We start from the raw sequence: 26,487 nt of genomic DNA, 5'->3' as shown, positions 1-26,487 counted from the left end.
CGCTCCGACATGGTTGGCGATTCCAACCATGTCGAACTAGCATGACGGCATGACCACCACCGACGATGTCCTGGACGCCCTCGTCCGGACCACCTTCGAGGTGGCAGGCGTACTGACCCGCATCGGTGGCGAGCACGACCTGTCGCTCACCCAGCTACGGGTGCTCGGCATCCTCCGCGACCGCCGCGCCCGCATCACCGAACTGGCCGCCTACCTCGGCCTGGACAAGTCCACGATGTCCACCCTCATCGCCCGCGCCGAGCGCCGGGGGCTGCTGACGCGCGGCAAGAATCCCGATGACGGCCGGGTCGTGGAGGTGTACATGACCCCAGCCGGGCTCGAACTCGCCAAACGCGTGGAGGACGACATCCGGCGCGCCCTGGCGCCCGCGACCGGTCGCCTGGACCCGGAGCAGTTCGCCCGGCTCGTCAACCTGCTCGACGTCGTCTCGGCCCGCTCGTCGCGTACACACGCCGTACCGGAGCCGACGGCCACGCGCTGACGGGCGAACAGGGCCACGCCCGCTGCGGCGGGCGGCCCAGCGTGGCGAGGGGCGCCCAGGCGTGCGCCGTTCCGCGGCAAGGCACTTGCCTCACGCCTTGATCTCGGCGAGCGCGCTCCAGCCGTGTTCCAGGAGGTCGAAGGCCCGAGTGATGGCCTCGCGGGGGTTGTCGTGGGCGTAGGCCGCACGGGGGGCTTCGAGGGCGAAGTGGGCCAGGGCGGCGCAGATGGGGTCGCCCACGGCGAAACCGCTCTCCTCGGCGATGGCCTGGGCGAGTGCGGCGGCGTGGCGCAGCCACATGTTCTGGGCATAGTCCCGCAACGCGGGGGTGCCGGCCACCAGGTTGGTGAAGGCGGTGAAGGCGGCGTCGCCGTCGGCGGCGGCCAGCCGGGTGGTCAGCGCGTGTTCGCGCAGCGCGGCGGGGATGGACCGGCCTTTGGGCCGCTTGAGGACGGCGGCGAGCAGGCGGGTCTCCTGGTCGGAGTCCTCGTCGAAGACGAGAGCTTCCTTGACCGGGAAGTGCTTGAACAGCGTGGTGGTGGACACGTCGGCGGCGTCCGCGATCTCGCGGATGCCGACCTCGTCGTATCCCCGCTCCAGGAACAGGCGCAGCGCGGCGTCGGCGATGGCCTGGCGGGTGGCGGCCTTCTTGCGCTCGCGGCGCCCCACCGGCGCGGGAGAGGGACCTGTCGCGGTGTCGGTTGTGGTGCCGGGCATACCGGCACCCTACCTCTTCGGTTAATCGACTTCAAAAGTTGACTTGTTGCACTTATTGAGTTGGTGTGTTTTTCTGGTGCGGCGGTTTTGAGGCATCGCCTGATCGCCTCTTCTCGTCGAGGCCCCGCCCTCCCCACGACCCAGGCACCCCCTTCAGCACGGCAGCCACGTACTGCCGCACGAACCGAACGGAGCTCCACCATGAACACCACTCCGACACCCCGCATCGCCATCATCGGAGCCGGCCCCGGCGGCCTGACCTGCGCTCGCATCCTCCAGCAGCACGGCATCACCGCCGCCGTCTACGACCGCGAAGCCGGCCCCGCCGCCCGTGACCAGGGCGGCACCCTCGACCTGCACGCCGACAACGGCCAGATCGCCCTACGCGAAGCCGGCCTCCTGGAGGAGTTCTTCCAACTGGCCCGGCCCGAGGGCCAGGAGATGCGCCAGATGGACCCGGCCGGCACGATCCTCTTCCATCACGTCCCTGAGCAGGGCGAGCGCTTCAAACCGGAAATCGACCGCGGCCATCTGCGCGACCTGCTGCTCAACTCGCTTCAGCCCGGCACCGTGCGCTGGGGCCACGCCCTGCAGACCGTCGGCGGCCCCGCCGAAGGCCCCCGGCAGCTGCACTTCACCGGCGGCACCACCATCGAAGCCGACCTCGTCGTCGGCGCCGACGGCGCCTGGTCCAAGGTCCGCCATGCCGTCTCCCAGGCCACCCCCCGCTACAGCGGCGTAAGCTTCCTGGAAGCCTGGTTCCACGACGTCGCGACCCAGCACCCCGACATCGCCGAGCTCGTCGGCCAAGGCAGCGCCGCCGCAGCCGACGGCGACCGCGGCCTGTTCGCCCAGCGCAACAGCGGCGACCACATCCGCGTCTACATCATTCAGCGCGTCCCAACCGACTGGATCACCGCCGGCGGTCTCATCCCCCAGTCCACCGGGAGCATCCGCGCCCTTCTCCTGGAGCGCTACCGCGACTGGTCTCCCCGCCTGCGCCGGCTGATCACCGACAACGACGGCTCCTACGTCGACCGCCCGATCTTCGTTCTGCCCGTCCCGCATGCCTGGGAGCACAACCCCACGGTGACCCTGCTCGGCGACGCCGCCCACCTCATGCCCCCGCTCGGCGTCGGCGTCAACCTCGCCATGCTGGACGCATGTGAACTCGCCCTCGCCATCGCCCACCACGACACCATCGACGAAGCCATCCACGCCTACGAGAAGACCATGCTTCCCCGCTCCACGGAGATGGCCCAGCTCCTCGACGGCGCCGCCGAAGAGCTGCTGTCCACCGAGCTACCCGACTTCGCCACCGCCGACGACCACTGATCGTCCCTCACAGGGGAGTCGGATGCCGGCACGCTCCACCGCAAACCCTCCCCGGCGAACTGGGCCGGACGATGAAGAACAAGGTCAGGTCACCAGGCCCTTGCGATAGGCGTAGACCACCGCCTGCACGCGGTCACGCAGGTCGAGCTTGGTCAGGATGCGCGACACGTAGGTCTTGACGGTCTCCTGGCTGATCACCAGCGTTGCGGCGATCTCGCTGTTGGATAGGCCAGCGGCGATGAGGCGCAGCACGTCCAGCTCTCGCGGGGTCAGCGGGACGTCCTCCGCAGCGCCCTCGGCGGGGCGGATGCGCGCCGCGTACCTGCCGACGAGCCGCCGCGTCACCTCCGGCGCCAGCAACGCCGCGCCCGCCGCCACGGTGCGGATGCCGTGCAGGAGCTGCGCCGGTGGGGCGTCCTTGAGCAGGAAGCCGCTCGCCCCGGCGCGCAGCGCCTCGTAGACGTACTCGTCCAGATTGAACGTGGTCACCACGAGCACCTTGACGGGGTCCGCCACCCCGGCGCCGGCCAGCAGGCGGGTCGCCTCGATACCGTCGAGCACCGGCATCCGCACGTCCATCACCACCATGTCCGGCTTCAGCCGGCGGGCCAGGTCGACCGCGGCGCGGCCGTCGCCGCACTCGCCCACCACCTCCAGGTCGGGCTGCGCATCGATGATCGTTGCCAAGCCGGTGCGGATCAGCGCCTGGTCATCGCAGACCAGGACCCGGACCGACGCGCTCACGACGGGCGCCCCGCGGGGATGCGGGCCCGTACGACGAAGCCGCCGCCCGCCTGCCGGTCGGCCTGGAACTCGCCGCCCAGGGCGTCCACCCGCTCGCGGAGCCCGGCCAGGCCCCGCCCGCTCCCGCTGGGGGAGGCGGCGGCCCGGGAGCCGGAGCCGTCGGTGCTCACCACCACGCTGATCTCCTTCTCGCCGTAGCGCACCCCGATCACGGTGCGACTGCCGTGGGCGTATTTGAGCGCGTTCGTCAGGGCTTCCTGGACGACCCTATAGGTCACGAACTCCGCGCTGCCCGCCGATTCCGCCGGGCTGCCCTCCTCGGTGAGCTCCACCGGCTGCCCGGCCTGGCGGGTCTGCTCCACGAGCGTGCGGAGCTCACCGGCGGAGGACATGCTGACATCGGAGTCGTGGTCGGCTTTGAGCAGGTCGAGCATGTGCCGCAGGTCGGTGATGGCCCGCCGGCCGGTGTCGGTGACGGCGCTCAGCGTCGCGTCCAGGCGATCGGGGGCGGCGGTCAGGTAGCGTGCGGCCTCGGCCTGGATGACCATCGCCGTCACGTGGTGCGTCACCACGTCGTGGAGCTCGCGGGCGATGCGGGTGCGTTCGGCGGCGCGGGTGGCCTCGGCGATGTGGCGGCGGCGTTCGGCCTCGGCGGCCCGGGTGGAGCGCAGCCAGGCCCCGATGCCCCACGCGAGGGCCAGGGCCAGGTAGAACACCACGTAACCCTCCACCCTCTCGGTCGCGCCGACCCTGCCGAGCGTGAGTGCCAGCGGCAGGTACGCCATGGAGAGCAGGACCACGGTGACGCGCCGGTGACGCTCCAGATGGGCGCCCGCGCTGATGAGCGCGATGGGCATCGCGTTGCTCGCGAACACGTGGTAGCCGCGGAGCTGGTCGAGGACGAAGCCGAGCGACACCAGAGCCAGACACACGGCCGGCCACCGCCGTCGCACGGTGAGCGGAAGAGACTCCAAAGCGATCACCACGAACGCCAGCGCGTCGAAGGGGCGGACCGGCAGGTCGCCGACCTGCGTCCCCTTGCCATAGAGCGCCGGCAGGAGCGATGCGACGGCCAGCAGCAGCCCCAACGGTAAGTCCCGGACCACGACGTCGCACCGCCGCCACAGGTCCGTGACCCGCCGTAGATCGATCATCGGGCGAGCGTAGCGGTCACGCCGCGCCGGAACGGGACCACGTTGCCGCGCCGGCGGGCCAGCCACATGAAACCGACCATCAGCAGCAGGCCGAACACCACCGCGTACGGGCTCGCTTCCGGCCCGAACTCGCCGCCCGTCAGCAGGGCGGGACCAGACGTCACGCCGTGCAGCAGACCCTGCGTCGCGCCGTTGCCCGAGACCTCGGTGCCGAAGATGCCGGCCGCCGCGAAGTTCCAGCCGAAGTGCACGCCGATCGGCACCCACAGGGTACGGGTGGCGGCGTAGGCGGCGGCGAGCATGCCGCCCGCCTCGATCGCGATGGCGATCGCACCCCACAGGTTGGCATGCGGGTTGAACAGGTGCGACAGGCCGAACAGCAGGCCGGTCAGCGTCAGCGCGATCCACGTCCCCGTACGTTCTTCGACGATCCTGAACAGGATGCCGCGAAACAGCAGCTCCTCCGTCACCGCGGCGGCGGCCATGAAGCCGAACAGCCCGGCCGCGCCCGCCGGCGAACCCAGGCCGTCGACTCGGTAGCCGCCCACGAGAGCGATGTTCACGATGACGGCCGCGAACAGCGCGACCCCGATCAGCGCCCCTCGTGCGATGGCACGGGAGGCGCCTTGCGCTGCCACCTCCACCGGTGTGCGGCGCTCGGACCACCGCACCACGCGGGCGTACACGAGTACGGCGAGCACGGCCGTCGCGACGCCGAGCAGCAGGGTGAGGAGCGGGCTTTCCTGCACCGCGCCCATGACCGTGCTGCCGGCGAAGGCGACCACCGCGACGGGCACGAACTGTTTCAACAACCGCATGACGGCTCCTTATGTGGGGGCTCCGCGACGGGACACCGCCGCTATGTCCAGCAACGCTAGGGATTCGGCGGTCTGGAATCGTCCCCGCACGGTGGACATTCGCGGGTAGCTCGCACGGGGGACAGGCGCGCATGCGATTCGTCGTACGACGCCGCTGCGTTCGACGTCGCCGTGGATCGCATACAGCTCCGGCAACGTCCGCACCGCACGATCAGAGCGCGGTGATCGCGGCCCTCACCGGCAGACCGCACTCGTCCCCCGCACGAGCTACCGGCGAATGTCCATCGTGCGGGGACGATTCCGGCCCGCCCGATCCGTAGCGTTACGGCCCAGTCACGGCGCTCCGTCTGCTTTACCGCTACACCGCCGTGCGCATCATCCCGGCGCCGACTCCCTCACGGGAGGACCTCATGCTCCGCAAGCTCAAGACATCCGTTGCAGGTCTGCCGCTTAGATCGCGGTGAACCTGCCGTCCGCCGCGACCACGGCGCCCGTGATGAAACCTGGAGCGCGGCCAGGCGAGGAAGCAGAGCACCTCGGCGATCTCCTCAGGCTGGGCCACCCGGCCGGGTGGCTGAGCATGGGCGGGGTCATGTCCGCATGACGGAGGCGAGGAGCGCCAGCTTGTCAGCACTGTCGGTGCCGGGGTCCGGGTGGAGGACGACGAGCGTCTGGCCTGTCGCGCCGCTGACGCCCAGTCTCTCCCGGTTCAGCCACAGGCCACCGACCTGGGGGTGGTCGATGTGCTTGGGTGTGCCTTCGCACGTGTTCACGTCGTGGCGGGCCCAGAGCCTGCTGAAGTGAGGGCTGGCGAGAGAGAGCTCGCCGACGAGCTCGATGAATCGGGGGTCGTCCGTGTCGGTGCCGACGGACTCGCGGAAGCCGGCGACCATGCCCTGCGCGGCGTCCTCCCAGTCCGGGTAGAGGGCCTGCTCGGCGGGGTCGAGGAACACGTCCCGCAGGCGGTTGCCCCCCGCCACGAGTCGCGGCGACAGAGCGGTCGCCAGCGCGTTGGCGGCGAGGACGTCGAAGTAGCGACCCTCCATGTACGCGGGGAGCGGAAGCGTGACGATGAGCTTGGCGACGCCCGGAGGGACGGTCTCCTTCCGGGACCGCCGCCGTCGCCGCCGGGGTTTTCCCGCCCCGAGGCGTAGCAGGTAGGCCGTTGCGTCGTCGTCGAGCTGCAGCACGCGGGCGAGGGACTCGAGGACCTGCGCGGAGGGGTTGCGGTCGCGGCCCTGCTCCAGGCGCAGGTAGTAGTCGGCGCTGATGCCGGCGAGCATCGCGACCTCCTCCCGGCGCAGGCCCGACACGCGCCGTACGCCCACGGAGGGGATGCCGGCCTGTGCAGGAGTGACGAGCTCCCGGCGGGCGCGTACGTAATCGCCCAGAAGGTTGAATTCGCCGCTCATGTCCCCACTGTAATCCGCGCACCTTCGTGCGTGCCTGGTCCTGTCACCCCCAGGAGCGCGGGGGCTCTGGCTCCGTCAGCGGGTGAGCGGAAACCTCACTTCCAGGACGAACATCGGCGAAATCGGTCGGTGGTTCCCTTCCGCGAGCAAGGAGCTACACCATGTCAACATATTTGCTGGTACACGGGGCCTGGCACAGCGGGCAAAGCTGGGAGCGGGTGGTCCCGTCGCTGGCATCGGCCGGGCATCGGGTGGTCGCGCCGTCGCTGACCGGCTTCGGCGACAAGGCGCATCTGCTCGGCCCCGAGGTAGGGCTGGACACGCATGTCGACGACATCGTCAGGCTGATCACCGAGGAGGACCTCACCGACGTGATCCTGGTGGGCCACAGCTACGCCGGGCTGGTCATCTCGTCCGCCGCCAACCGAATCCCGGATCGGATCGCCCATCTGGTCTATCTCGACGCGATGGTCCCGGAGGACGGCGAGAGCGCGGTGGATGTCCATCCCGTGACCCAGGCCCTCATCGACCACGCCGCGGAGTCCGAGATCGGCTGGCGGATCCCTCCGATGCCCGAGTTGCCGCCGCCCCTGGGCCTGTTCGGGGTCACCGACCCGGCGGACGTGGCGTGGCTGCGGGCGATGTTGTCGGATCAGCCGGTGCTCTGCCTCACGCAACCGGTCCGGCTCGACAACCCCGCCGTACGCACGATTCCGCAGACGCACATTCACTGCGTCGCAGGCGTACCGGAGGGCATCGAGCGGCGGCCCGTCCCAGCGGTACAGCCCAACGGCAGCCCGGCACAGGTGTGGGAACTGGAGACGGGCCACGACTGCATGATCACCATGCCGGCCGAGCTCACCGAGCTGCTGCTCAAGCTCGGCTGACCCGCCCACCTGAGCGCGCGGGGCTGCTCCCGGCAGCCCCGCGGCTCGGTAGCGGGCCACCGAAGTGACGGCTACGCTTCCGGTCCAGCGAGGCCCGGAAGTGTCTGATCTCCGGTGGAGCTGATCTCGGTCTGACCGGCCGAGCGTGATGGTTCGGGAGAAGGCACCACATGCCCGCGGCGGCAGCGGTCAGCAGCCCGGCCACGGCCACGGCCAGACGTCCTCGGCGGACATACGGGGCACGGCGCCCATGCCGTCGGCGGCGAAGGGAATCCACTGGGATGCCACCAGTTCCCGAAGGCCCAGCCGTTGTCGCGCCCTTCGAGGATTCTGGTGAGCATCCGGTAATAGCTGTCAATCTCCTCAGGGGGCGACAACCATTCGTGCCGCGGGATGAAGGTGGCTCCCGGCCGGATGATCGTTCCGGCGCTACGACAGCATTCGAGCAGCCATGAAGTCAGCATCGGGAACGAACCGGCACAAAATAAAACGTCCGAAACGCGACCAGCGCACCCACGGAAATCGTGGATGCGCTGGTCGCAGTGGTGTGCGCCGCCAGGGACTCGAACCCCGGACCCGCTGATTAAGAGTCAGCTGCTCTAACCAACTGAGCTAGCGGCGCTTGACCTCGACAACACTACCGGATCCGGGCCCGTGGTCCGTCCATGAGACGACATATGCGGATAACTTCACGGCAAGGGCGCTGTGGCCGGTGCGTCACCGGTGTAGCGGGCCCCGATGCCGGACGGCCGCCACCGGCGACGGCTCCATGACCAGGAGAGGCGGGGCCGTACCGGACGGTCCGGGCCCGCCGGACGCCCCTTGATCGGTCACCCCCCGACGGGCACAGGTCGCGGCGCGAATCCCCTGCGGATAGGCGCATCCCGTTTAGGCCCGCTGTCTCGGGTACGAGGAGTGAGCCCGGAGAATCAACCCAAAGGGAGATACGAATCATGTCGTCAGAGCTCTGGACCTATCGAACGGATGTCCACAACACCAACACGAGCCTCGACATCGCGGGCTACCACGTCGAAGCCACCGACGGAAAGATCGGTTCCGTCGACGAGGCGACCTACGACGTGGGTGAGAGCTACATCGTGGTCGACACCGGCCCCTGGATCTTCGGTAAGAAGGTCATGCTGCCGGCGAGCACGGTGACCCGGATCGACCCGCAGGAGCGCAAGGTCTACGTCGCGCGCACCAAGGACGAGATCAAGCACGCTCCGGAGTTCGACGAGGCCACCTTCAAGGAGCCTGCCTACCGCGACACCGTTGGCGACTACTACAACCGCTTCCCCCTCGGCGGCGGTCCTGGCGCCGCATACTGACCTCGCGCGGTGAGTAGGAAGGGCCCCGCCTCGGCGGGGCCCTTCTCCTTGTGTACGGTCCCTGCACTCGTACGCGGCCCTTGGGCTTGTATGCGGTCCCTGAATACAGCTCTCCTTGTCCGCGCCTCCGCGCCTCCGCGCCTCCGCGCCTCCGCGCCCGACCGGCCCTTCCCCTTCCCCGGAAGCCGGCGCCGATCGATGATCCTCCCGCTACGTCCCCGCACCGCGAACGTCGCGGGCCCGGACCTTCCGGCATGCCGTTGATCCCGCCGTACGGCGAACGGCTCACCGCCAGGGGTTTTCGCCCTGGCGGTGAGCCGGCCCGCGCAACCGGTGGAAAATACAGGCCCGCGACGTTCAGGCAAGCACGGATCGGTGGAAGATCCGGGCCCGCGACGCTCAGGGCCAGGACGGATCGCCCACCGGTTTGACCGGGCCGGGGATCACTTCAAGGCGCTCCAGCAGGGTCAGGAAGGTGAACGCGTACGGCGAATCCTGCACGACCGCGGCGACCCGTTCCCAGTCGACCTGCTCGCGCAGCGCCCGCACCTGGGGCAGCAGCGAGCCGTAGTCGCAGCTGTGCTCCGAGAGCGGCAGCAGCCACGAGATGACCAGGTCGGTGGCCTCCAGAACGGGCAGGATCACGGCGGAGGCCTTCATCGGCTCGGCCCGGTCCAGCAACGCCGGCGTGACGGGGTGGTCGCAGATGGAGAAGATCAGGTCCACCAGCCTGCCTTCGTCGTAGGCCTTGACCAGCCAGTCCTCCGGAGGCTTGGCCGTTTGGAAGCCGAGTTCGCGTAGTGCCGCAAGGGCGGTTGGCACGTCCTCCTGCGGGAGGACGAAGTCCACGTCGTGCAGCGACGGCGCCGCACCGCGCGCGTATGCGGCGCAGCCGCCGGCGAGCGCGAACCTGACGTCCGCGTCCTTCAGCCCGCTACTCGCCCGCTTCAGCGTTTCCAGGATCGCGTCGGTTACCTCATGGCTGTGGCTTCCCATGAACCTCGCTTACCCTCCAGATTCCCAGGTAGGCATAGCAGCCCAGGCCCCGGGTAATTGGGGCTCATGATTCAGCCCAAAAAGGTGCAAAAACAACCGGAGTCAGCCGTGCCTCGAAATGAGGGGGAGCTGGAGGTGCCCGATGAGTCCCCACCTGACGGAGTACCGGACCAGTCCGGCGCGAGCGACCTCAGGGAGGAAGCGGAGCCCGGCGAGAGCCACAAGGAACGGGTGGACCGTGAGCTCGGCGAGCTACTTCAGGGGTTGCGGGTCGCCGTCACCGGCGTTCAGGTCCTTTTCGCCTTCCTGCTGACACTGCCGTTCGCGGCCGGCTTCCACAAGGTGGACTCCCTCGGTCGCTGGCTCTTCTTCGTCGCGCTGCTGAGTGCCGCGCTGGCCTCCGTCTGCTTCATCACCCCCGCCGCTCAGCACCGCCTGCTGTTCCGGACCGGGCTGAAGGAGAAGATGCTGCACCGCGCCAACGAACTCGGCGTCGCCGGGGCCGTCGGGCTCGCGATCGCGATGACCAGCTCGGTGGCACTCGTCGCGGAGACGGTCATCAACGCGTGGCCGGCCGCGATCTTCGGCGGGGTGATTGCGCTGGCCAGCGGGTGGCTCTGGATCCTGCAACCCATTGTCGATCTATATAAGACCAAGGATGTTAAGTCTTGAATTGTGAGGGCAGGGGCTACTCATGGCTACTTTGCTTTGGATCATCGCAGTCGTTCTCGTCATCGCCGGGATTTACGTCATCCTGGCCCGCCGCGACCTCCTCTGGGGGATCGTCCTGATCGTCCTCGGTTTCCTCGTCGGCCCCGGGGGTGTGAGCATCTTCAATGTCTGACGCGGGCTGATGCCCCGCGGAAAGCACCGTCAGAATTCACATCGCATTTCAAGTCGCCCCGAATCATCACCAGAAGCCTCAGCGGGCCGGGTCTCCCCGGCCCGCTTCTTCGTTGTCCGCACGCCTCTGTGTTCGTGTGTTCTCACGGGTCGGTTTCCAGACGACGTCCCTCCGACATCCATACGCCGGTGCCGGTGCCGGTGCCGGTGCCGGTGCCGGTGCCGGTGCCGGTGCCGGTGCCGGGACCGGCTGACCCGACCTTCTGACCGGCCTGACCCGATCCGACCCGGCCCGGCCCGACCTGACTCAGCCTGACCCGGCCCGGCCCGACCCGGCCTGAACCGACCCGGCCCGACCCGGCCTGAACCGACCCGGCCGGTCCGACCCGGCCGGGCCCGACCCGCCCTAAAGGCAGTAGACCCCGTATGCCCGTCCCAGCACCGGCAACGCCGCGTTGCGCACCCTGATGCCCCCGGGTGTCACGCCCTTCTCCGTCCCCGCGTGCGCGTGGCCGTGGATGATCAGATCGGCCCCCTCCGCGTCCACCGCCTCGGCCAGCAGGTAGCTGCCCAGGAAGGGATAGATCTCCAGCGGCTCCCCGTGCAGGGTGTCCTTGACCGGTGAGTAGTGCGACAGCACGACCCGCCGGTCGGCCTGGAGCTCCTTGAGCGCCACCCGCCAGCGATCGGCGATCCGCTTGGTGTGCCCGATGAACGCCTTGATCTCAGGTTCACCGAAGTCGCTGGCGCACTTGCCCGCATACCCTCCGCCGAAGCCCTTGCCCCCGACCACGCCGAGCCGTACTCCGTCGATGTCGAGCACGGTCGCGTCGTCGTGCAGGACCGTGATCCCGGCGTCGGACAGCAGGGCCGCGATCTCCGCGGGCAGGTCGGAGTGGTGGTCGTGGTTGCCGAGCACGGCGACCACCGGGATCGGCAGGCCGCGGAACTCGTCCGCCACCACCCGTCCCTCCTCAAGGGTGCCGTGCCGGGTCAGGTCTCCGGCCAGCAGCAGCACGTCCGCGTGCTCATCGATGCCGTCCAGCTGTTCGCGGTAGCGTCCCCTGAGGCTCTCGTCCAGGTGAACGTCTCCGACCGCCGCTATCCGCAGCTCTCTCACAGCTTCTCCTCCCTTCCGGGGCCCCTGACCTCCATGACGGTGATCTCGTTGCGGACCGTCAGGCCGGGAGCGGCTTCACTCGCCACGTCAGCGATCAGCGCACGGCGCTCGTCGCCGGGCACCTGACCACGCAGGAAGAGCTGCTCACCCCGGACGTCCACCCGGATGCCGAGTTCGTTGGTCCTCTCGTCCTCGGCCAGCGCGCGTTGCACGCGCGCGGCGACGTACTGCGGAGCCTCCATCGTCGAACTCCTCTCGCTCAAAACGGTCGCGTTCCCGAGAAACCCGAGGTCAAACGCGTTTAAAGCGTCTCCTGAGGGAAGAAGACTGCATTGGATGCCTAAGACGCAGGCACGGTGTTGTCGCATGTCACGTCACGGAGCCGTGCCTTATGAAGATCGCTATGGTGTCCGAACACGCCAGCCCCCTGGCGACCGTCGGCGGCGCCGACGCCGGCGGACAGAACGTCCACGTCGCCGCCCTCTCCCGTGCACTCGCCGCGCGGGGACACGAGGTGACCGTCTACACCCGCAGGGAGGACCCCGGTCAGCCGGACGAGGTCCCCTTCGCCCCCGGGGTGACCGTGTCCCACGTCCCGGCCGGTCCCGCGGTGACGATGGCCAAGGACGACCTGCTCCCCTGGATCCCGGACTTCAGCCGGTGGCTCGCACAGCGCTGGCACGCCGACCCGCCCGACATCGCGCACAGCCACTTCTGGATGAGCGGCCTGGCCACCCTGGCCGCCACCCGGGACACCGCGGTGCCGATGGCGCACACCTTCCACGCCCTGGGCATGGTCAAGCGCCGTCACCAGGGGCAGGCCGACACCAGCCCGCGCGAGCGCGTCGAGACCGAGGCACTCGTCGCCCGCCAGGCGGACATGGTCATCGCGACCTGCGCCGACGAGGTGGCCGAGCTGGGCCGGATGCGGATGCCCGGCAACTCCGTGAGCATCGTCCCCTGCGGCGTCGACCCGGACGCCTTCACCCCGGCCGGTCCGAAACTGGACCTCGGCCCCGGGCCGATCCTGCTCGCCATCGGCCGGGCGGTCCCGCGCAAGGGTGTGGAGACCACGATCCGGGCCCTGCGCCACGTGCCGGAGGCCACCCTCGTGATCGCGGGCGGCTCCCCGGGTGAGCCGGAGCCGGCCCGGCTGGCGCGGATCGCCGGAATGTACGGCGTCGCGGACCGTGTCCGGTTCCTCGGCAGGGTGGCCAGGGAGGACGTCCCGACGCTGATGCGCTCGGCGGACCTCGTGGTCAGCGTGCCGTGGTACGAACCGTTCGGCATCGTGCCGCTGGAGGCCATGGCCTGCGGCGTTCCGGTGGTCGCCTCGGCGGTCGGCGGCCACCTGGACACGGTCGTCCCCGGCCGCACCGGCCTGCTGGTCCCCCCGCGCAAGGCGGCGGTCCTCGGCCGCGCCCTGCGCGGGCTGCTCGCCGACCCGGCCCTGCTCACCTCGTACGGCCTCGCCGCCGCGGAGCGGGCGAGATCCCGCTACACCTGGGACCGGGTCGCCGCCCGGACCCTCGCCGTCTACACGGACGTGCTCACCTCTCGCGGCCGGTCATCCGGCCTGACCCGCGCCTGCCCGGGTACGGACGCCGCCTGAGGCGATCGGCTCCCTGCGGACATGAGGAACCCCCGCCCCTTCGAACGCATCGGGGCGGGGGTTCCTGCCGCCGGATCACTTGCCGGTGGCTCTGTGGATGCTCCGTGCCGCGGACCTGTCGATCGCGGCCCTGACCACGCCGAAGATCGCTCCTTGGATGGCCGACGCGACCAGGATCTCCTTCCAGCCATACTCGTCGGAGTTCGCCTGGGGCGCGTCGTCCTTGCCCGACGCGAGCTTCCAGACCTGCTTGAAGATGGCTCCGGCGATGACACCGCCGAGCATTCCGCTTACGGCGCTCGTCCCTCGGGATACGGCCCTGCTCAACGTCCCGTCCTCCGTTCACATGGTGACTGAAAGACCCCACCTACCCGACACGATCAGGCGTTAACCGATGCGGCCTGATCAGGGCGGATGGGCAGGGCCTTTCACGGCTCCGGCGCCGGGCGCCGGACGGCGACCCGGGTCAGACGACCGGCGGGTCGTTGTAGCCACGCTCCTCGTAGACACGGCGGTGGGTGACCGGGTCCTCGACCACGGTGGTCGTGGTGGGTGCCACGGCCCGGCGGGCGATGCTGATCCGGTAGATCGCGAACACCAGCCACACAAGACCGCCGAGCATCAGGATGACGCCGACGATGTTGATATCGAACCCGGCGATGTCGAACTCGACCGCCCAGGTAAGAATGGCGCCGAGCATGATGAGAACAATTCCACCTGCGATGGTCATGGGGGTTCCCTCCTTCGAGCCAACCCCCCTTCCCTATCCCCCACACGGATCTCAAACGTCGAACCGGGCAGCGACCGTACGGCGCGGCCCCTGACCGTCGCCACAGCGCCGTCACCACAGAGGGAAACGTCCGGCGAGAGGTCTTTTCCCGCCGACCGCCAGGGACGGTCACCGGCGGGCGGACCGGACCGCTGCCCCGTGTCCGTCCTGGCCGGCCGGTCACTGGCCCAGCAGCGCCAGCATCTGCTCGATCTGCGCCGCACGTGAGGCCTCGATCCGCGCTGCCAGCGCCTTGACCTCGGGGTTTCGCCCGTCGGCCGTCTCCGCTCTGGCCATCTGGACGGCGTCGTCCTGCTGGGCGATCAGCATGTTGAGAAACGCGGTCTCGAAGTCGGCCGGGACGGCGTCCGCGACCGCGGCGATCTCCACCTCGCTCAGCCCCGGCATGCCCCCGTGGGCGGCGTGCTCGCCGGCCTCCGCGGTGACGGGCCGCCCCCAGCCGATCAGCCGGTCGGTCATCGACGTGGTCTCCGCCTCCTGGGTCGTTGCGATCGCCGCGGCCAGCGTCCGGACCTCCGGACGGGCGGGCCGGTCCGACACCAGCCGTACCAGCTCCACGCCCTGGCCGTTGTGGGCCGCCATCATCTGCAGGAACATCACGTCGGCGGGGTTGAAGTCCGCGCCCGCGCCGGGCACCGCAGGCGCGGCGTGCCCGGCACCGTGCGCTCCGGGCCCGGCACCGTGGAGCTCCTGGATGCTGTGGGCCCCGCAGCCGGAGAGGAGGAGGACTCCCAGCACGACCAGGGCGGCGCGCTTCACCATGGACTCCTTTCCGAGGATGGTGCGACCGGGACTTTCCGAGGATGGTGCGACCGGGACGGCAACGGCCGCCCCGGTCGCACCGGGATCAGACGCGCTGCCAGAGTGCGGGGACGTTCGGCGGCTCCCAGCCCGGCAGCGCGGTGTGCGGCTGCAGGCACTGGTAGGTCAGACCGCCGTAGGTCACACGTGCGCCCGCCGCGTAGACGGTGCCCGCGGTCCAGCTGCCACCCGGCTGGGTCGGTGTGGAAGTCGGGGTCGGCGTGGCGGTCGGCGTGGGAGTCGGGGTGGGCGTGGGGGTCGGGGTCGGGGTCGGGGTGGTGGTGCCGCCGAAGTCCACGTCGGAGCAGGTGTAGAAGGCCTCGGTGCTGCCGACCACGCGCTGCCAGATGGAGTAGATGAGCTGGCGGCCGCTGCGCTGCGGGATGTTGATCGTCCAGTTGGTGAACGTCGTGGGGTTCTGGTTGTTGAACGTCTTGATGGGTTCCAGGTCCGACCAGCGCAGCGGCTGGGTCGGATTCCAGCTCTGCTTGGTGATGTAGAACTCGAAGTTGCTGTTCGAGTGGGGTGCGGTCGCGTGATAGGTGATCGTCAGCGGCCCCGGGGAGACACGTGTGGCGGGCCAGTCGGCCCTGGTGAGGTCGAGGCCCCGATACTTGTCGCGCCCGGCGCTGCACAGCTTGCCGTCGGGGATGATCGCGCGGTGGTTGCCGCCCGCCTCAAGCCGGGAGACCTCGTTCCAGTCGTAGAACGCCTGGGTGCCGCCGGCTGCGACGGCCGCCTTGCACGCCGCCGAGGAGGGGTTCTCCGGGCCTTCCGTCTTGCAGACGTAGGCACGACTGGGGGGGTTCGACATGGTTCCATGGGCGGCTGCCGGCGCGGACGGCAGCAGGGCGAGCAGGGAACCGACGGTGAGCGCGGCGGCGGCGGTGGCCACCTTCTGTCGTAGGTGCACGCGGACTCCTCCTGCAGGGGGTGGAGGGAGGGACATGTCCAACGGCCGACGGATAGCACGTTATTAATAAGAAACCTTACTAAGAATTAGGCCTCCAATGCCATACCTCACAGCGCATCACCAGAAGAAACCCGCATTCAGCCGCAAATGATCATCAACCGCCGTCGGCCGGAGCCTGCGAGGCTCTCGCCGTACAGCCGGCGACACGGCGGCACCGACCCCGCTCCCGGCCCCGCACCGTTCCCGCGATGGAGCCAGGTCACCCCGGCGGAGGCGGGCACCCCGCGGCGAGGTCAGTAGAACACGTAGCACTCGACTTCGGACCGGCGCCGCGTCAGCCCCTCCTTCACCGAGTGCTGGACGCACGCGGCCTCCCGCTTGCTGAGCGTCAGCTCCCCGCAGACCGTGACCCCGGAATACGTCCGGCAGTCCAGGGCGGAGTCCCCCTCCCCGACGCGGTAGGTATTCCTGACCGCGGCCCGGCACTCGCTGCGCAACCGCGCCGAGTCGGCGTACCTGCACTGGTTGATCAGAGCCCGGTACTGGTCCCGGTCCACCGGCGTCTGCCTGTCCGACGCCTGTGCCGACACCCCCATGACGACGATTCCCAGAACGGCGATCACGGCCAGCACCGCCGCATACATGAGTTTTCTCACCATGGCTCCCCCCGCCATACGGCCCCCTAGAACGGACTTTACAGGGGAAATGTCACTTTTTGTGCTCGTACCACCTACTTATCGTGGTCAAACCTCGGAGCCCGAAGCAGTCCCGGACGATGGACACCGAGCCGACCGAGCCACCGTCGAGGGTCGGAAACGACTGCGGGCGCCTCCACCATCGGTGGAGGCGCCCGCAGTCGTTGTGAATCACGGTGCGCCGCCAGGGACTCGAACCCCGGACCCGCTGATTAAGAGTCAGCTGCTCTAACCAACTGAGCTAGCGGCGCTTGCAACGGAGATAACTCTAGCAGCAGCCCCGGCGGCGGCGCACCTCAGACGGTTGCCCGGCGGCTCCCGGAGACGGCCTTCCGGATCTTCCGGACCGGACGCGGGACCGGGCGGTTCTTCGGAAGATCTCCACGCACATCGGGAACGGCGCCGCCGCGCCGGCGGGTACGGCGGGGCCTGCGTCCCAACGGGGGCCCGCGCCTCAACGGCGGAGCCCACGTCTCAACGGCGGGCCCGCGGCTCAGGGGACGACCAGGACGACCTTGCCGCGGCCGTGGCGGGTCTCAAGCTCGCGATGGGCGTCGGCGGCCCGCTCCAGCGGATAGGTCCGGCGGACGTGGAAGGTGAGCCTGCCGTCGGCGTAGAGCTCGGCGAGTTCGGCGAGCCGGGAGGCCAGTCGCACCCCCCGGGTCAGCTGGACGCCCAGTTCCTCCGCCCTGTCGTGCTCGACCAGCGTGACGATGCGGTCGCCCTTCACCAGTTGCAGCGAGACGTCGAGCGCCGCACCGCCCGCACCGTCCAGAACCATGTCGACCCCGCCGGGGGCCAGGGCGCGCACCCGCTCCAGCAGGCCCTCGCCGTACGCGACGGGGATCGCGCCGAGCGAGGCCAGGTAGTCGTGGTTCTCCTCGCGCGCGGTGCCGATGACCGTCGCCCCCCGCAGCCGGGCGAGCTGCACCGCCGCGGTGCCGACCGAGCCGGCGGCGGCGTGGATCAGGATCGTGTCGCCCTCCCCCACCTCCAGCTGCGCCAGGGCGATGTGGGCCGTCTGGGTGCCCGCGGTGAAGCCGCCCGCCACCTCCCAGGGCATGTTCGCGGGCTTGGCCGTGACACTGTCGGCGGGGACCACGACGTATTCGGCATAGGACCCCAGCAGCTGGAAGCCCAGCACCTCGTCGCCGACGGAGACCTCGTTCACCCCCTCCCCCACCTGGTCGACGACCCCGGCGAACTCGTTACCGGGGATGCGGGGCAGGTCCCCGGTCGCTCCCGCCGGAGTCCATCCCTCGCGCACGGCCAGGTCGAACGGCTGCACCCCGGCCGCCTTCACCCGCACCCGCACCTGGCCCGCACCGGCCTCGGGGGTCTCCAACTCCATGACCCGCAACACCTCGGGCCCGCCGAACGTGGAAAAAGCAGCGGCTTTCATGGAAATCCCTTCGATTGTTCCGTCGAACCTCACTGTGCAACCTCGACCATGATTGAGGTCAACCGGTGCGAAGGGATCGGTGCGCTCCGGCCGGCGACCGGACCGCGATGGGAATCCCAGGCCGGCGGCGCGACCTGGGGTTCCCGTCCGCGGGCCCCGCCGCTGCGGGCCCGCGGGGCCTATCTGCCGTAGACCTCCGTTTCCCAGAGGGAGTAGCCCCAGGCGGTGGCACGCTGCGTGCCGTACACCCGCACGTGACGGGCGCTCACCGCCGGGAAGGTGATGTCGTCCACCCCGCCGTCACTCGCGGTGGTGGAGTAGGCCGACGACCAGGTCACCCCGTCGGCCGACGTCTCGACCCGGTACGCCCTGCCGTAGGCCGTCTCCCACTGCAGCCTCACCCTGCTGACCTGCTTGGCCGAGCCCAGGTCCACCGAGATCCACTGCGGGTCGGAGAACGCCGACGACCAGCGCGTCCCGGCGTTGCCGTCCACCGCGTTGCTCCCGGCGAACCCCGCGTTCTCCGTCGAGGAGACCGAGACCGGACGGCCCGCCGACAGCAGCACGACTCCCGGTGTCGGGGTGGGCGTGGGGGTGGGCGTGGAGCCGCAGTCGGCGGGGGCCACCCCCGCCGCGTAGCGGACGCCGCCGTACAGGTGCGCCCGGAAGTTCGGCTCGGTGTAGGAGTCGGCGGTGTGGCCGAGACCGGTGTACCAGGCCCGGCCTCCCTGGTACGGCTTGCACCAGGCGATCGGGTGATCGGCTCCCATCGACCCGCCGGAGTAGGTCGACTCGTCCAGCGTGGCCAGCACGTGGGCGGTGGAGCGGGGGTTGGTGCGGTAGTTGTACAGCTCGTCGGTACGCACCCAGGCCCTCGGCAGGTGGGCCGTCGAGGGATGCGCGGTGTCCTCGACCCGCACGGTCGCCTGCTGGATGGCCGGGTGGGAGGCGAAGTAGGCGCCGACGAGGCCGCCGTAGAAGGGCCAGTCGTACTCGGTGTCGGCGGCGGCGTGGACGCCCACGTATCCGCCCCCGCCCGCGATGTAGGACTCGAACGCCGTCTGCTGGGTGGCGTTGAGCACGTCGCCGGTGGTCATCAGGAAGACCACCGCCCGGTATCCGGCGAGGTTGGCCGTGGTGAAGGCGCCGGCGTCCTCGGTGGTGTCGACGGTGAAGCCGTTCTCGGTCGCCAGGCCCCGCAGCGCGGTGATGCCCGCGGGGATGGCGTCGTGGCGGAACCCGGCCGTCTTGGAGAAGACGAGCACCTTGTAGGCCGGGTCGGCCGCCATCGCCGGCAGCCCGAACCCGAGCACGACGACGAGCAGCGCGGTCGCGACCGCGATGACGTTACGCACCGTAGACCTCCATTTCCCATAGGGAGTAGCCGTACTGGGTGGCACGCTGCGTGCCGTACACCCGCACGTAGCGGGCGTTCACCGCGGTGAGGGCGAGGTCGTCCACGCCGCCGTCGCTCGCGGTCGTGGTGTAGGCCTGCGTCCAGGTGGTGCCGTCGGTCGAGGTCTCGATCCGGTAGGCCTTGCCGTAGGCGGCCTCCCACTGCAGCTTCACCCGGTTGACCTGCTTGGCCGAGCCCAGGTCCACGGAGATCCACTGCGGGTCGGAGAACGCCGACGACCAGCGGGTGCCGAGGTTGCCGTCCACCACGTTGGACGCGGCGGTTCCGGCGTTCTCCACCGAGGAGGCCGTGACCGGGCGGCCCGCCGACAGCAGCGAGCCCGTCGGCGGCGTCGATCCGGTGGTCAGGGTGAAGTCGTCGACGTCGAACAGCGCGCCCGCGCCGCCGGTGAAGACGAGATAGAGCTTCGTGGTGCCGGACGGCGCGCCCGACAGCGTGGCGGAGACGTCGGTGAAGGTCTCCCAGCCGCCGGTGGGCGCCACGGCCGCGCTACCCAGCAGCGTCCCGGTCGGCGACCCGGCCCTGACCTGGATGGTCCCGCCGGCCCCGCCCGAGGAGACCCGGGCGGTGAGCTTGGTGACGCCGGCGAGGACGTAGGGGTCGAACGCGATCCAGTCCCCGTTCTCGATGTTGCCGACGGTCTTGGCACCGTGCGCGGTGGGCTTGTCGAACAGCCCGACGCCCTGGGCGGTGGTGTAGTGCTCGGCCTGCCGGTTCTTCGGCTGGGTGACGTGCTGGGTGTGGGTGGTGAGGCCGCCGGTGTCGGTGTACTCGGCGTCCCAGACGCCGAACAGGTTGGCGGCGCCGTCGTGCTCGCCGTTCGGGGGCGTCTGGATGGTGCCGCTGCAGCCGTTGGCGGTGGCGAGCGGGTGGCCGTGGGTGTCGTGACCCAGGATGTAGGTCATCTTCACCTTCGTGCAGTCGATCGTCGTGTCCTCCGGGTCGGTGGCGGTGATCCGGTACGGCACGGCGTCGTTGAAGTTGAAGACCTGCCCGTTGAGCGGGAGGTCGATCTTCACGGTGGGCGCGGTGTTACCGACGTTGATCTCGACGTTGGCCGTCGCGGTCAGGCCGGTGGCGTCCCGGACGGTCAGTGTGACGACCCGCCTGCCGTCGGTGGTGTAGGTGTGGCTGGGGTTGGCGGCCGTGGAGGTGCCGCCGTCGCCGAACGTCCAGGAGTAGGTGAGGGCGCCGCCGTCCGGGTCGGAACTGCCCGCCGAGGAGAACGCCACGGTCAGCGGCGCCTTGCCGGACACGCGGTCGGCGGCGGCCTTGGCGATGGGCGCCCGTCCGCCGGTCCCGATGTGCTCGATCCGGTAGAGCGCGGAGTGCTCGTTGCCGTTGAACCAGCCGGTGCCGTAGTCGAGCACGTAGAGGGCGCCGTCCGGGCCGAAGGCCATGTCCATCACCAGCGTGCCCGCCCACGGGAAGGGCTGGATGGTGCCGCGGCTGCCGTCGGCGTTGACCTCGATGTCCTTGATCCACTGGCGTTGCAGCTCACCGGCGAGGAAGTGCCCGTGCAGCGCCTGCGGGAACTTGATCGGCGAGTTCAGGGCGGCGTCGTAGCGGTAGACGACGCCGCCCATCGGCGACTCGGCGCCGCAGCCGAACTCCGGCAGCCCGCAGCCGTCGTAGGTGATCCAGGCGGGCTTGGCCGCAGGCAGCTTGACCTGGCCCGTGTTGTTGCGCGAGGTGTTCTCGGGCCCGCCCGCGCAGTCGTACTTCGCGCCGACCGTCGCGGTGGCGTAGTTGTAGCGGGCGTAGGTCTCGGCGGGCGTGTTGTTGCCGGTGCAGTACGGCCAGCCGTAGAAGCCCGGTCCGGTGATCCGGTCGAACTCGACCTGCCCGCCCGGCCCCCGGGGACCGGCCGCGCCCGCGTCGGGCCCGTAGTCGCCGAGGTAGACCACGCCGGTGGCCTTGTCGACGCTCATCCGGAACGGGTTGCGGAAGCCCATCGCGTAGATCTCCGGACGGGTGTTCGCCGTTCCCTGCGGAAACATGTTCCCGGCCGGGATCGAGTACGAGCCGTCGGCGTTGACCTTGATGCGCAGGACCTTGCCGCGCAGGTCGTTGGTGTTGGCGGCGCCGCGCTGCGCGTCGAGGAAGGGGTTGCGGCCTGCCCGGTCGTCCAGCGGCGCGTAGCCGTCGTTGAAGCCGGGCTCGGAGTCGTCCCCGGTGGTCAGGTAGAGGTTGCCCGCGGCGTCGAAGTCGATGTCGCCGCCGACGTGGCAGCAGGCGCCGCGGCTGGTCTTGACGTCCAGGACGGCCTTCTCGCTGGTGAGGTCGAGGGTGCCGTCGACGTTCAGCCGGAAGCGCGACAGCCGGTTGACGCCGTCGAAGCGGGCGATGTCGGCCGCGGTGCCGTCGAGCGGGGCGTTTCCCGGGGGTGTGGACAGCGGCGGCGCGTAGTAGAGGTAGACGAACCTGTTGGTGGCGAAGCCGGGATCGACGCCGACGCCCTGCATGCCCTCCTCGTCGTTGAAGTAGACGGAGAGCTTGCCCGAGACCTTGGTGGTCCCGGCGGCGTCGGTGATCCGGACCGTGCCGTCGCGGGCGGTGTGCAGGACCGAGCGGTCCGGCAGCACGGCCATCGACATGGGTTCACCCACCTCGGCCACGCCCTTGGCCAGCGTCACCTGCTGGAAGGCGGCGGGGTCGACGGGCGGGGCGGCGGCGGCCGGGAACGGGTGCAGAATCGTGGTGAGGGTCAGCAGGGCGGACAGAGGTGCCAACCATCGGCGGATCGAGGCCATGGCGAGACTCCAGGACTCTGGGGGGTGGACCGGTGCTCGGGTCGGTGCTGTCTTCTCGTCGGAGCCGTCCACGGGCTGTGGTGTCCGGCAAGGGTGCTCGTGGGCGGTGCTTTTCGGGGTGGTGCCGTCGCGGATCCAGGACTTCCCGCGGAGGCCGGCGGCATGGGCGGGGAGCCCGCGCCGCCGGCCGGGTGTCACTGGTAGACGCGCACGTAGTCGACGAGCATCTTCTGCGGGAAGACCGTGCTCGCGTCCGGCGGGCCTGGCCAGTCACCGCCCACCGCGTTGTTCAGGATGATGAAGAACGGGTGGTCGAAGACCCACGGGCCACGGGTGGCCTCCAGCGTCGCGCGGTCGACCTCGTGGATGAGGTTGCCGTCAACGGTGAACCTCATGCCCTTGCTGTTCCAGTCCACGGCGAAGACGTGGAAGGCGTCGTTGAAGTTGCCGGGGATCGTGTACGCCTTGCCGAACCCGCCGGCGCCGAAGTAGGCCGGGGCGTGGATCGTGGAGTAGACGTTGTGCGGCTCCTTGCCGATGTGCTCCATGATGTCGATCTCACCCACGTACGGCCAGGGCCTGCCCTGGTCGAAGAAGTCGGCGCCCAGCAGCCAGAACGCGGGCCAGATGCCCTTGGTGCCCGACGGCTTGATCCGGGCCTCGACCCGGCCGTAGGTGAAGCTGAACTTGCCGTAGGTGTTGAGCCGCGAGGAGGTGTACTGGCAGGTGGTGCTGCCGCCGCTCAGCGGGTCGGGCGGGCAGGCCGAGCCGGGCGTGGCCTGCCTGCGGGCCTCCATCACGAGGTTGCCGGCGCCGTCGGTGGAGGCGTTGTCGTTGTTGGTGTAGTACTGCAGCTCGTTGTTGACGCCCGGACCGATCTCGGGCTTCCACTTGGCCGCGTCGGGCTTGGTGCCCGCGGCGCCGTTGAACTCGTCGCTCCAGACGAGCCTGGGCGGGACGGCGGGGTCGGGCGGCAGCGGGGGCGGGGTGATCGGGGCGCCGCCGGTGCCGTAGACCTGGAACTCCCACAGCGAGTAGCCGTACGGCGTGCCGCGCTGCGTGCCGTACATCCGCACGTACCGGCCGGTGCCGGTGACGTTCAGGGTCTGCTTGAAGCCGGTGCCGGTGGTCGTGGAGTAGATCGAGGTCCAGTTGGCCGCGTCGGGTGAGACCTGGATCTGGAACGCCTTGGCGTAGGCCGGGTCCCACTGCAGGACGACCTTGCTGAGCTGCGCGGTCGCGCCGAGGTCGACGTAGATCCAGCCCGGGTCCACCCAGCCGGTGGTGGAGCTGGTGGCCCAGCGGGAGGCCGGGTCCCGGTCGAAGGCGCGCGCCGGGGTGCACTCCCAGCAGTTGCCGTCGCTCTGCGAGGTCGAGGCGACGCCCTGCCTGCCGTAGGACAGCAGCTTCTCACCCGGCGGGTTCGTCACCGTGGGGGTGGGGGTGGGGGTGGGGGTGCCGCCGATGGTGCCGTAGACCTGGAACTCCCACAGTGAGTAGCCGTACTGGGTGGAGCGCTGCGTGCCGTACATCCGCACGTACCGGCCGGACCCGCTGACATCGAGGGTCTGCGTGCCACCCGTTCCGGTGGTGGTGGAGTGGATCGGGGTCCAGTCCGAGCCGTTGGCCGAGACCTGGATCTGGAACGCCGTGCCGTAGGCGGTCTCCCAGTTCAGCACCACCCTGGTGACGCCGGCGACGGCGCCGAGGTCGACCTGGATCCACTGCGGGTCGCTGAAGGCGCTGGACCAGCGCGTGCCGGGGTTGCCGTCGACCGCGGCGGTCGCGGGGAAGGCCACGTTCTCCGCCGACGACGCCGTGACCGGCCTGCCCGCCGACAGCAGGGTGTCGGCGGCCATCGCGGCCGGGACGGTGAACAGGGACAGGACAAGGGTGGCCGCCGCGGCGACCAGCAGGATCAGACGGTGCCGGCCGGGGCTTCGGGACGAGTGCATCGCGTCTCCTCGCGAGGTGGGGGATGCCGGGGCAACAAGTCGGAGAGCGCTCTCTCAAGCAGAGATTGCTCTTGTCGGGAAGGACTGTCAAGAGCCCGGTTAACCTCATGGAAACAGCGCGAACATTGGCGGAAAACTGTCTGCTTCCATCAGGGAGCGCTCCCTGATAGACGAGTTAAAACGAAACAACCGCCTTTGAGCTGTAGCTATGAAGATCTGTTTAAGGGAGCGCTCTCCCAGCTACGAACGGCGCTGGCCGCCGGATGCGGCAGACCTTTACCGGGTGGGACGGCGGCAGGCACGGCGAACGAATCACCCCCAAGCAGGGAGCGCTCTCTCCCAATGGGTGTCCGCGGCCCCGCGGAGACTGGGCTCCGGGCGGGTTTGGTGGCGGATCAGGCCGGTGCCCAGGCGGGTGATCTGGTGGATGACCATGTTGGTGTGGCGAGTGCTGGTGATCAGCCCACTGCGGTGCAGCACCTGGGCGTGAGCACTGGCCGTCGATAGCGAGGTGCCGGTTCGGCGGGCGAGTTCGCTGGTGGTGCAGCCGGTGGTGGCGGCGATGCAGCGCAGGATGCGGACTCTGGTGGTGCCGAGCAGGTCGGGCAGCGCGTCGGGGTCGAGGTGGGCGTCGGCCGGTGGGCGGAGTTTGGGGAAGATCAGGACGGGGGGCAGTCCATAGTCAGCCAGCGCGACCGGGGCGTCCCGGCAGAAGGAGGAGGGGATGAGGGTCAGGCCGCGTCCGCGCAGGTGGAGCTCGTATCGGCCGGCGGCGTAGCAGGCCTCCAGGACGGGAGGCCGCCAGCGCATCGACGGTCCCAGGCCGGCGAGCATCGCATCCACGCCGTGGTCGGTGAGCAGCCGGGCCAGGCGGGCGCGTTCGCGTCCCAGGGTGTCTTCCATCGTGGTGCGGTGGGGGGCGAAGGCGATCTGGCAGTATTGGCGGGTCAGGCCGGCCAGGGCGCGGATGGAGCGGTTGTTGCCCCGGGCGAGATCGTCGAGGGTGGCGGGCACGGCGACATGCGGACGCAACTGGTCGACCTCGCGCCGCACCCGTGACGGCGGGGTGTCGGCCAGCGCGTCGATGCCGTGCTGCAGTCCGGCTTGACCTTCGGGCGGGGTCAGGAAGTCGGGGAAGTAGGCCTTGACGGGGACCAGCGGTACCAGCGTCTCCCGGACGGCCTTCAACAGGCCCGCCTCGGCCAGGTCATCGCGGACCTGCCGCCGCCAGCCGGTCATGGCCGGGCCGCCGCCGCGTTCTTGCAGGCGGCACAGGCTCATCGCCATCTCCCACAGCTCATCGACGCGCGAGGCGATGCGCACCCGGGCCAGATCCTCACCGGTAAAGATGATCTTCAAGATTCCCCTGGTCATATCCGCATGCTCCGTCGTACGGATCACAAAGCAATCAACGACCACTCGACGGCGCCGGGTGCGGGGGGCTGCGAGCTGGGTGTTCCGGCTCAGGCTGGAACACGGTGACGGGCGGGGGCTGCGCACTGTGAACTGACCTGGACCGACCGCCGACAGCAGAAGAAGGCACCCCTCAATGATCGAAAAGGAGCATCCATGACCACGAAGAGAGTCACCACTGCCGCAACCGCTCTGTGCGCTGCCGCGACGGCCGCTCTGGCACTGGTGGCAGCGTCCCCGGCGTCGGCCGGAGAGACCACTTACCATGGATGCAAGGCGGGCAATGTCTGCCTGTACAACGGCAACCTGACCGAGGACTACCTGTCCTACCAGACCCCTGGGAACGTCCCGGATGGGAAATGGTTCTGGGTGCTCGTCAACAACGGGCGTGAGCAGCCAGGCGGCGACCATGTGTACTTCGAATACCAGCTCGGCGGCACCTCGACGTGGTACTCGAAGTGCCTGCACTTCTACCCCGGCAGCGGCTTCAAGCTCGACCTGCGCGACGGGGCGGTGCCTGCGAAGATCAGAAACATGTACTGGGGCGGCGAGTGCTAGCCGACCGGTGACATCAAGGTCATTGCATGGTGATGCGTTCGCCCCTTGAGACCGCCATCGAGACAGCGCTGGCCAAGAGCGACTTCGAGCTTGCCCTTGAGGCCCTGCAGCGCGGCGGCTCGCTGTAGCTCTCCGGCCGGTGCACAGATATAGCTGGGCCGCTCCTGGGAACGCAACCTTCTCATAACTGATTTGGGACAGAGCCGGAGCCACGGTTGCGCGCTGGGATTCTGGCCACTGCCCTGGAGCTGGCGATGCCAGAACATGGCTCGTTCTTACCGAATAAGGCAGAGGTCTCCCGGACATGAGCCGGGGCCGGACG

General features: G+C 69.6%; 26 protein-coding genes and 2 tRNA genes. 8 read left to right on the top strand and 20 right to left on the bottom strand.

The features are described from left to right. The first annotated feature begins 49 nt into the window (after positions 1 to 49). Complete coding sequence (locus OHA77_RS28840) at positions 50 to 502, top strand: MarR family winged helix-turn-helix transcriptional regulator (protein WP_406312533.1); 453 nt, start codon at positions 50 to 52, stop codon at positions 500 to 502. A gap of 90 nt (positions 503 to 592) precedes the next feature. Here OHA77_RS28840 and OHA77_RS28835 read toward each other — a convergent pair whose 3' ends face one another. Further along, complete coding sequence (locus OHA77_RS28835) at positions 593 to 1,219, bottom strand: TetR/AcrR family transcriptional regulator (protein WP_406312532.1); 627 nt, start codon at positions 1,217 to 1,219, stop codon at positions 593 to 595. Positions 1,220 to 1,420: 201 nt separating this feature from the next. On the opposite strand from OHA77_RS28835, the gene OHA77_RS28830 reads away from it, so the two are divergent. After that, positions 1,421 to 2,554, top strand: coding sequence for an FAD-dependent oxidoreductase (locus OHA77_RS28830; RefSeq protein ID WP_406312531.1), 1,134 nt, complete (start codon positions 1,421 to 1,423; stop codon positions 2,552 to 2,554). A gap of 84 nt (positions 2,555 to 2,638) precedes the next feature. On the opposite strand, the gene OHA77_RS28825 is transcribed toward OHA77_RS28830, so the two are convergent. From OHA77_RS28825 to OHA77_RS28810, 4 genes are all read right to left on the bottom strand, one after another. After that, positions 2,639 to 3,298 carry a response regulator transcription factor gene (locus OHA77_RS28825; protein ID WP_326825053.1) on the bottom strand — a complete coding sequence of 220 codons (660 nt, stop codon included), beginning with the start codon at positions 3,296 to 3,298 and terminating at the stop codon, positions 2,639 to 2,641. Further along, positions 3,295 to 4,452 (bottom strand): sensor histidine kinase, encoded by a 1,158-nt coding sequence (locus tag OHA77_RS28820; RefSeq protein WP_406312530.1) that lies wholly within the window; start codon positions 4,450 to 4,452, stop codon positions 3,295 to 3,297. Before OHA77_RS28820 ends, OHA77_RS28825 begins: the two co-directional genes overlap by 4 nt. After that, positions 4,449 to 5,270 carry a CPBP family intramembrane glutamic endopeptidase gene (locus OHA77_RS28815; RefSeq protein WP_406312529.1) on the bottom strand — a complete coding sequence of 274 codons (822 nt, stop codon included), beginning with the start codon at positions 5,268 to 5,270 and terminating at the stop codon, positions 4,449 to 4,451. Before OHA77_RS28815 ends, OHA77_RS28820 begins: the two co-directional genes overlap by 4 nt. 590 nt (positions 5,271 to 5,860) lie before the next feature. After that, a complete protein-coding gene (locus OHA77_RS28810; protein ID WP_406312528.1) occupies positions 5,861 to 6,682 on the bottom strand; it encodes a helix-turn-helix domain-containing protein in 822 nt (273 codons plus the stop codon). A gap of 161 nt (positions 6,683 to 6,843) precedes the next feature. Between OHA77_RS28810 and OHA77_RS28805 the strand changes: the two genes are divergently transcribed. Then, positions 6,844 to 7,569 carry an alpha/beta fold hydrolase gene (locus tag OHA77_RS28805; protein ID WP_406312527.1) on the top strand — a complete coding sequence of 242 codons (726 nt, stop codon included), beginning with the start codon at positions 6,844 to 6,846 and terminating at the stop codon, positions 7,567 to 7,569. 548 nt (positions 7,570 to 8,117) lie between these two features. Here the strand turns inward: OHA77_RS28805 and OHA77_RS28800 are convergent. Next, a tRNA-Lys gene (locus OHA77_RS28800) sits at positions 8,118 to 8,191 on the bottom strand. A 331-nt stretch (positions 8,192 to 8,522) separates the two neighbouring features. On the opposite strand from OHA77_RS28800, the gene OHA77_RS28795 reads away from it, so the two are divergent. Beyond that, entirely contained in the window at positions 8,523 to 8,897 is a 375-nt protein-coding gene (locus OHA77_RS28795; protein WP_326825066.1) for a PRC-barrel domain-containing protein, read from the top strand. Positions 8,898 to 9,296: 399 nt separating this feature from the next. On the opposite strand, the gene OHA77_RS28790 is transcribed toward OHA77_RS28795, so the two are convergent. Further along, positions 9,297 to 9,893, bottom strand: a complete 597-nt coding sequence (locus OHA77_RS28790) for a nucleotidyltransferase family protein (protein WP_406312526.1) — start codon at positions 9,891 to 9,893, stop codon at positions 9,297 to 9,299. Between the two features lie 108 nt (positions 9,894 to 10,001). Here OHA77_RS28790 and OHA77_RS28785 point away from each other — a divergent pair, with 108 nt between their 5' ends. Further along, positions 10,002 to 10,565 (top strand): DUF6328 family protein, encoded by a 564-nt coding sequence (locus tag OHA77_RS28785; RefSeq protein WP_406312525.1) that lies wholly within the window; start codon positions 10,002 to 10,004, stop codon positions 10,563 to 10,565. A 22-nt stretch (positions 10,566 to 10,587) separates the two neighbouring features. After that, positions 10,588 to 10,737 (top strand): GPGG-motif small membrane protein, encoded by a 150-nt coding sequence (locus OHA77_RS28780; protein ID WP_175593845.1) that lies wholly within the window; start codon positions 10,588 to 10,590, stop codon positions 10,735 to 10,737. Positions 10,738 to 11,142: 405 nt separating this feature from the next. On the opposite strand, the gene OHA77_RS28775 is transcribed toward OHA77_RS28780, so the two are convergent. Further along, positions 11,143 to 11,856: a metallophosphoesterase gene (locus OHA77_RS28775; protein ID WP_326825069.1), complete on the bottom strand. Its 714-nt coding sequence runs from the start codon at positions 11,854 to 11,856 to the stop codon at positions 11,143 to 11,145. Further along, positions 11,853 to 12,098 (bottom strand): BON domain-containing protein, encoded by a 246-nt coding sequence (locus OHA77_RS28770; RefSeq protein WP_406312524.1) that lies wholly within the window; start codon positions 12,096 to 12,098, stop codon positions 11,853 to 11,855. The genes OHA77_RS28775 and OHA77_RS28770 overlap by 4 nt, the downstream gene beginning before the upstream one ends. 149 nt (positions 12,099 to 12,247) lie before the next feature. Between OHA77_RS28770 and OHA77_RS28765 the strand changes: the two genes are divergently transcribed. Beyond that, a complete protein-coding gene (locus tag OHA77_RS28765) occupies positions 12,248 to 13,468 on the top strand; it encodes a glycosyltransferase (RefSeq protein WP_406312523.1) in 1,221 nt (406 codons plus the stop codon). Between the two features lie 75 nt (positions 13,469 to 13,543). Here OHA77_RS28765 and OHA77_RS28760 read toward each other — a convergent pair whose 3' ends face one another. From OHA77_RS28760 to OHA77_RS28710, 11 genes are all read right to left on the bottom strand, one after another. After that, positions 13,544 to 13,795 (bottom strand): DUF4235 domain-containing protein, encoded by a 252-nt coding sequence (locus OHA77_RS28760; protein ID WP_326825072.1) that lies wholly within the window; start codon positions 13,793 to 13,795, stop codon positions 13,544 to 13,546. A gap of 139 nt (positions 13,796 to 13,934) precedes the next feature. Beyond that, positions 13,935 to 14,198, bottom strand: a complete 264-nt coding sequence (locus OHA77_RS28755; RefSeq protein ID WP_326825073.1) for a DUF6458 family protein — start codon at positions 14,196 to 14,198, stop codon at positions 13,935 to 13,937. Between the two features lie 219 nt (positions 14,199 to 14,417). Beyond that, positions 14,418 to 15,020, bottom strand: coding sequence for a DUF305 domain-containing protein (locus OHA77_RS28750; RefSeq protein ID WP_406312522.1), 603 nt, complete (start codon positions 15,018 to 15,020; stop codon positions 14,418 to 14,420). 85 nt (positions 15,021 to 15,105) lie between these two features. Next, positions 15,106 to 15,972 carry a lytic polysaccharide monooxygenase gene (locus OHA77_RS28745; protein ID WP_406312521.1) on the bottom strand — a complete coding sequence of 289 codons (867 nt, stop codon included), beginning with the start codon at positions 15,970 to 15,972 and terminating at the stop codon, positions 15,106 to 15,108. A gap of 293 nt (positions 15,973 to 16,265) precedes the next feature. Next, a complete protein-coding gene (locus OHA77_RS28740) occupies positions 16,266 to 16,631 on the bottom strand; it encodes a hypothetical protein (RefSeq protein WP_406312520.1) in 366 nt (121 codons plus the stop codon). 213 nt (positions 16,632 to 16,844) lie between these two features. Beyond that, a tRNA-Lys gene (locus tag OHA77_RS28735) sits at positions 16,845 to 16,918 on the bottom strand. 242 nt (positions 16,919 to 17,160) lie between these two features. Further along, the gene (locus OHA77_RS28730) at positions 17,161 to 18,069 is read right to left on the bottom strand and encodes an NADP-dependent oxidoreductase (protein WP_406312519.1); all 909 of its coding nucleotides are present in this window, start codon (positions 18,067 to 18,069) and stop codon (positions 17,161 to 17,163) included. Between the two features lie 179 nt (positions 18,070 to 18,248). Next, entirely contained in the window at positions 18,249 to 19,424 is a 1,176-nt protein-coding gene (locus OHA77_RS28725) for a ThuA domain-containing protein (RefSeq protein ID WP_326825079.1), read from the bottom strand. Next, positions 19,417 to 22,218 carry a PQQ-dependent sugar dehydrogenase gene (locus OHA77_RS28720; RefSeq protein ID WP_406312518.1) on the bottom strand — a complete coding sequence of 934 codons (2,802 nt, stop codon included), beginning with the start codon at positions 22,216 to 22,218 and terminating at the stop codon, positions 19,417 to 19,419. The genes OHA77_RS28725 and OHA77_RS28720 overlap by 8 nt, the downstream gene beginning before the upstream one ends. Before the next feature lie 215 nt (positions 22,219 to 22,433). Next, on the bottom strand, positions 22,434 to 24,194 hold the full coding sequence (locus OHA77_RS28715; protein ID WP_406312517.1) for a discoidin domain-containing protein: 1,761 nt from the start codon (positions 24,192 to 24,194) through the stop codon (positions 22,434 to 22,436). 312 nt (positions 24,195 to 24,506) lie between these two features. Beyond that, the gene (locus tag OHA77_RS28710) at positions 24,507 to 25,568 is read right to left on the bottom strand and encodes an ArsR/SmtB family transcription factor (protein ID WP_406312516.1); all 1,062 of its coding nucleotides are present in this window, start codon (positions 25,566 to 25,568) and stop codon (positions 24,507 to 24,509) included. Between the two features lie 195 nt (positions 25,569 to 25,763). Here OHA77_RS28710 and OHA77_RS28705 point away from each other — a divergent pair, with 195 nt between their 5' ends. Continuing rightward, a complete protein-coding gene (locus tag OHA77_RS28705; protein WP_326825083.1) occupies positions 25,764 to 26,165 on the top strand; it encodes a hypothetical protein in 402 nt (133 codons plus the stop codon). Positions 26,166 to 26,487: the final 322 nt, after the last annotated feature.

The sequence above is a fragment of the Streptosporangium sp. NBC_01639 genome (genome assembly GCF_045209755.1).
In the GTDB taxonomy this organism is placed as follows: Bacteria; Actinomycetota; Actinomycetes; order Streptosporangiales; family Streptosporangiaceae; genus Streptosporangium.
Note: the sequence above shows the minus strand (reverse complement) of the source record. Positions and strands in the feature narration are given on the sequence as shown.

Coding starts and splice junctions, on each gene's coding strand:
- OHA77_RS28840 (WP_406312533.1), top strand. CDS start 50: ATGACCACCACCGACGATGTCCTGGACGCCCTCGTCCGGACCACCTTC.
- OHA77_RS28835 (WP_406312532.1), bottom strand. CDS start 1,219: ATGCCCGGCACCACAACCGACACCGCGACAGGTCCCTCTCCCGCGCCG.
- OHA77_RS28830 (WP_406312531.1), top strand. CDS start 1,421: ATGAACACCACTCCGACACCCCGCATCGCCATCATCGGAGCCGGCCCC.
- OHA77_RS28820 (WP_406312530.1), bottom strand. CDS start 4,452: ATGATCGATCTACGGCGGGTCACGGACCTGTGGCGGCGGTGCGACGTC.
- OHA77_RS28815 (WP_406312529.1), bottom strand. CDS start 5,270: ATGCGGTTGTTGAAACAGTTCGTGCCCGTCGCGGTGGTCGCCTTCGCC.
- OHA77_RS28810 (WP_406312528.1), bottom strand. CDS start 6,682: ATGAGCGGCGAATTCAACCTTCTGGGCGATTACGTACGCGCCCGCCGG.
- OHA77_RS28805 (WP_406312527.1), top strand. CDS start 6,844: ATGTCAACATATTTGCTGGTACACGGGGCCTGGCACAGCGGGCAAAGC.
- OHA77_RS28795 (WP_326825066.1), top strand. CDS start 8,523: ATGTCGTCAGAGCTCTGGACCTATCGAACGGATGTCCACAACACCAAC.
- OHA77_RS28790 (WP_406312526.1), bottom strand. CDS start 9,893: ATGGGAAGCCACAGCCATGAGGTAACCGACGCGATCCTGGAAACGCTG.
- OHA77_RS28780 (WP_175593845.1), top strand. CDS start 10,588: ATGGCTACTTTGCTTTGGATCATCGCAGTCGTTCTCGTCATCGCCGGG.
- OHA77_RS28770 (WP_406312524.1), bottom strand. CDS start 12,098: ATGGAGGCTCCGCAGTACGTCGCCGCGCGCGTGCAACGCGCGCTGGCC.
- OHA77_RS28765 (WP_406312523.1), top strand. CDS start 12,248: ATGAAGATCGCTATGGTGTCCGAACACGCCAGCCCCCTGGCGACCGTC.
- OHA77_RS28755 (WP_326825073.1), bottom strand. CDS start 14,198: ATGACCATCGCAGGTGGAATTGTTCTCATCATGCTCGGCGCCATTCTT.
- OHA77_RS28750 (WP_406312522.1), bottom strand. CDS start 15,020: ATGGTGAAGCGCGCCGCCCTGGTCGTGCTGGGAGTCCTCCTCCTCTCC.
- OHA77_RS28740 (WP_406312520.1), bottom strand. CDS start 16,631: ATGGTGAGAAAACTCATGTATGCGGCGGTGCTGGCCGTGATCGCCGTT.
- OHA77_RS28730 (WP_406312519.1), bottom strand. CDS start 18,069: ATGAAAGCCGCTGCTTTTTCCACGTTCGGCGGGCCCGAGGTGTTGCGG.
- OHA77_RS28715 (WP_406312517.1), bottom strand. CDS start 24,194: ATGCACTCGTCCCGAAGCCCCGGCCGGCACCGTCTGATCCTGCTGGTC.
- OHA77_RS28710 (WP_406312516.1), bottom strand. CDS start 25,568: ATGACCAGGGGAATCTTGAAGATCATCTTTACCGGTGAGGATCTGGCC.
- OHA77_RS28705 (WP_326825083.1), top strand. CDS start 25,764: ATGACCACGAAGAGAGTCACCACTGCCGCAACCGCTCTGTGCGCTGCC.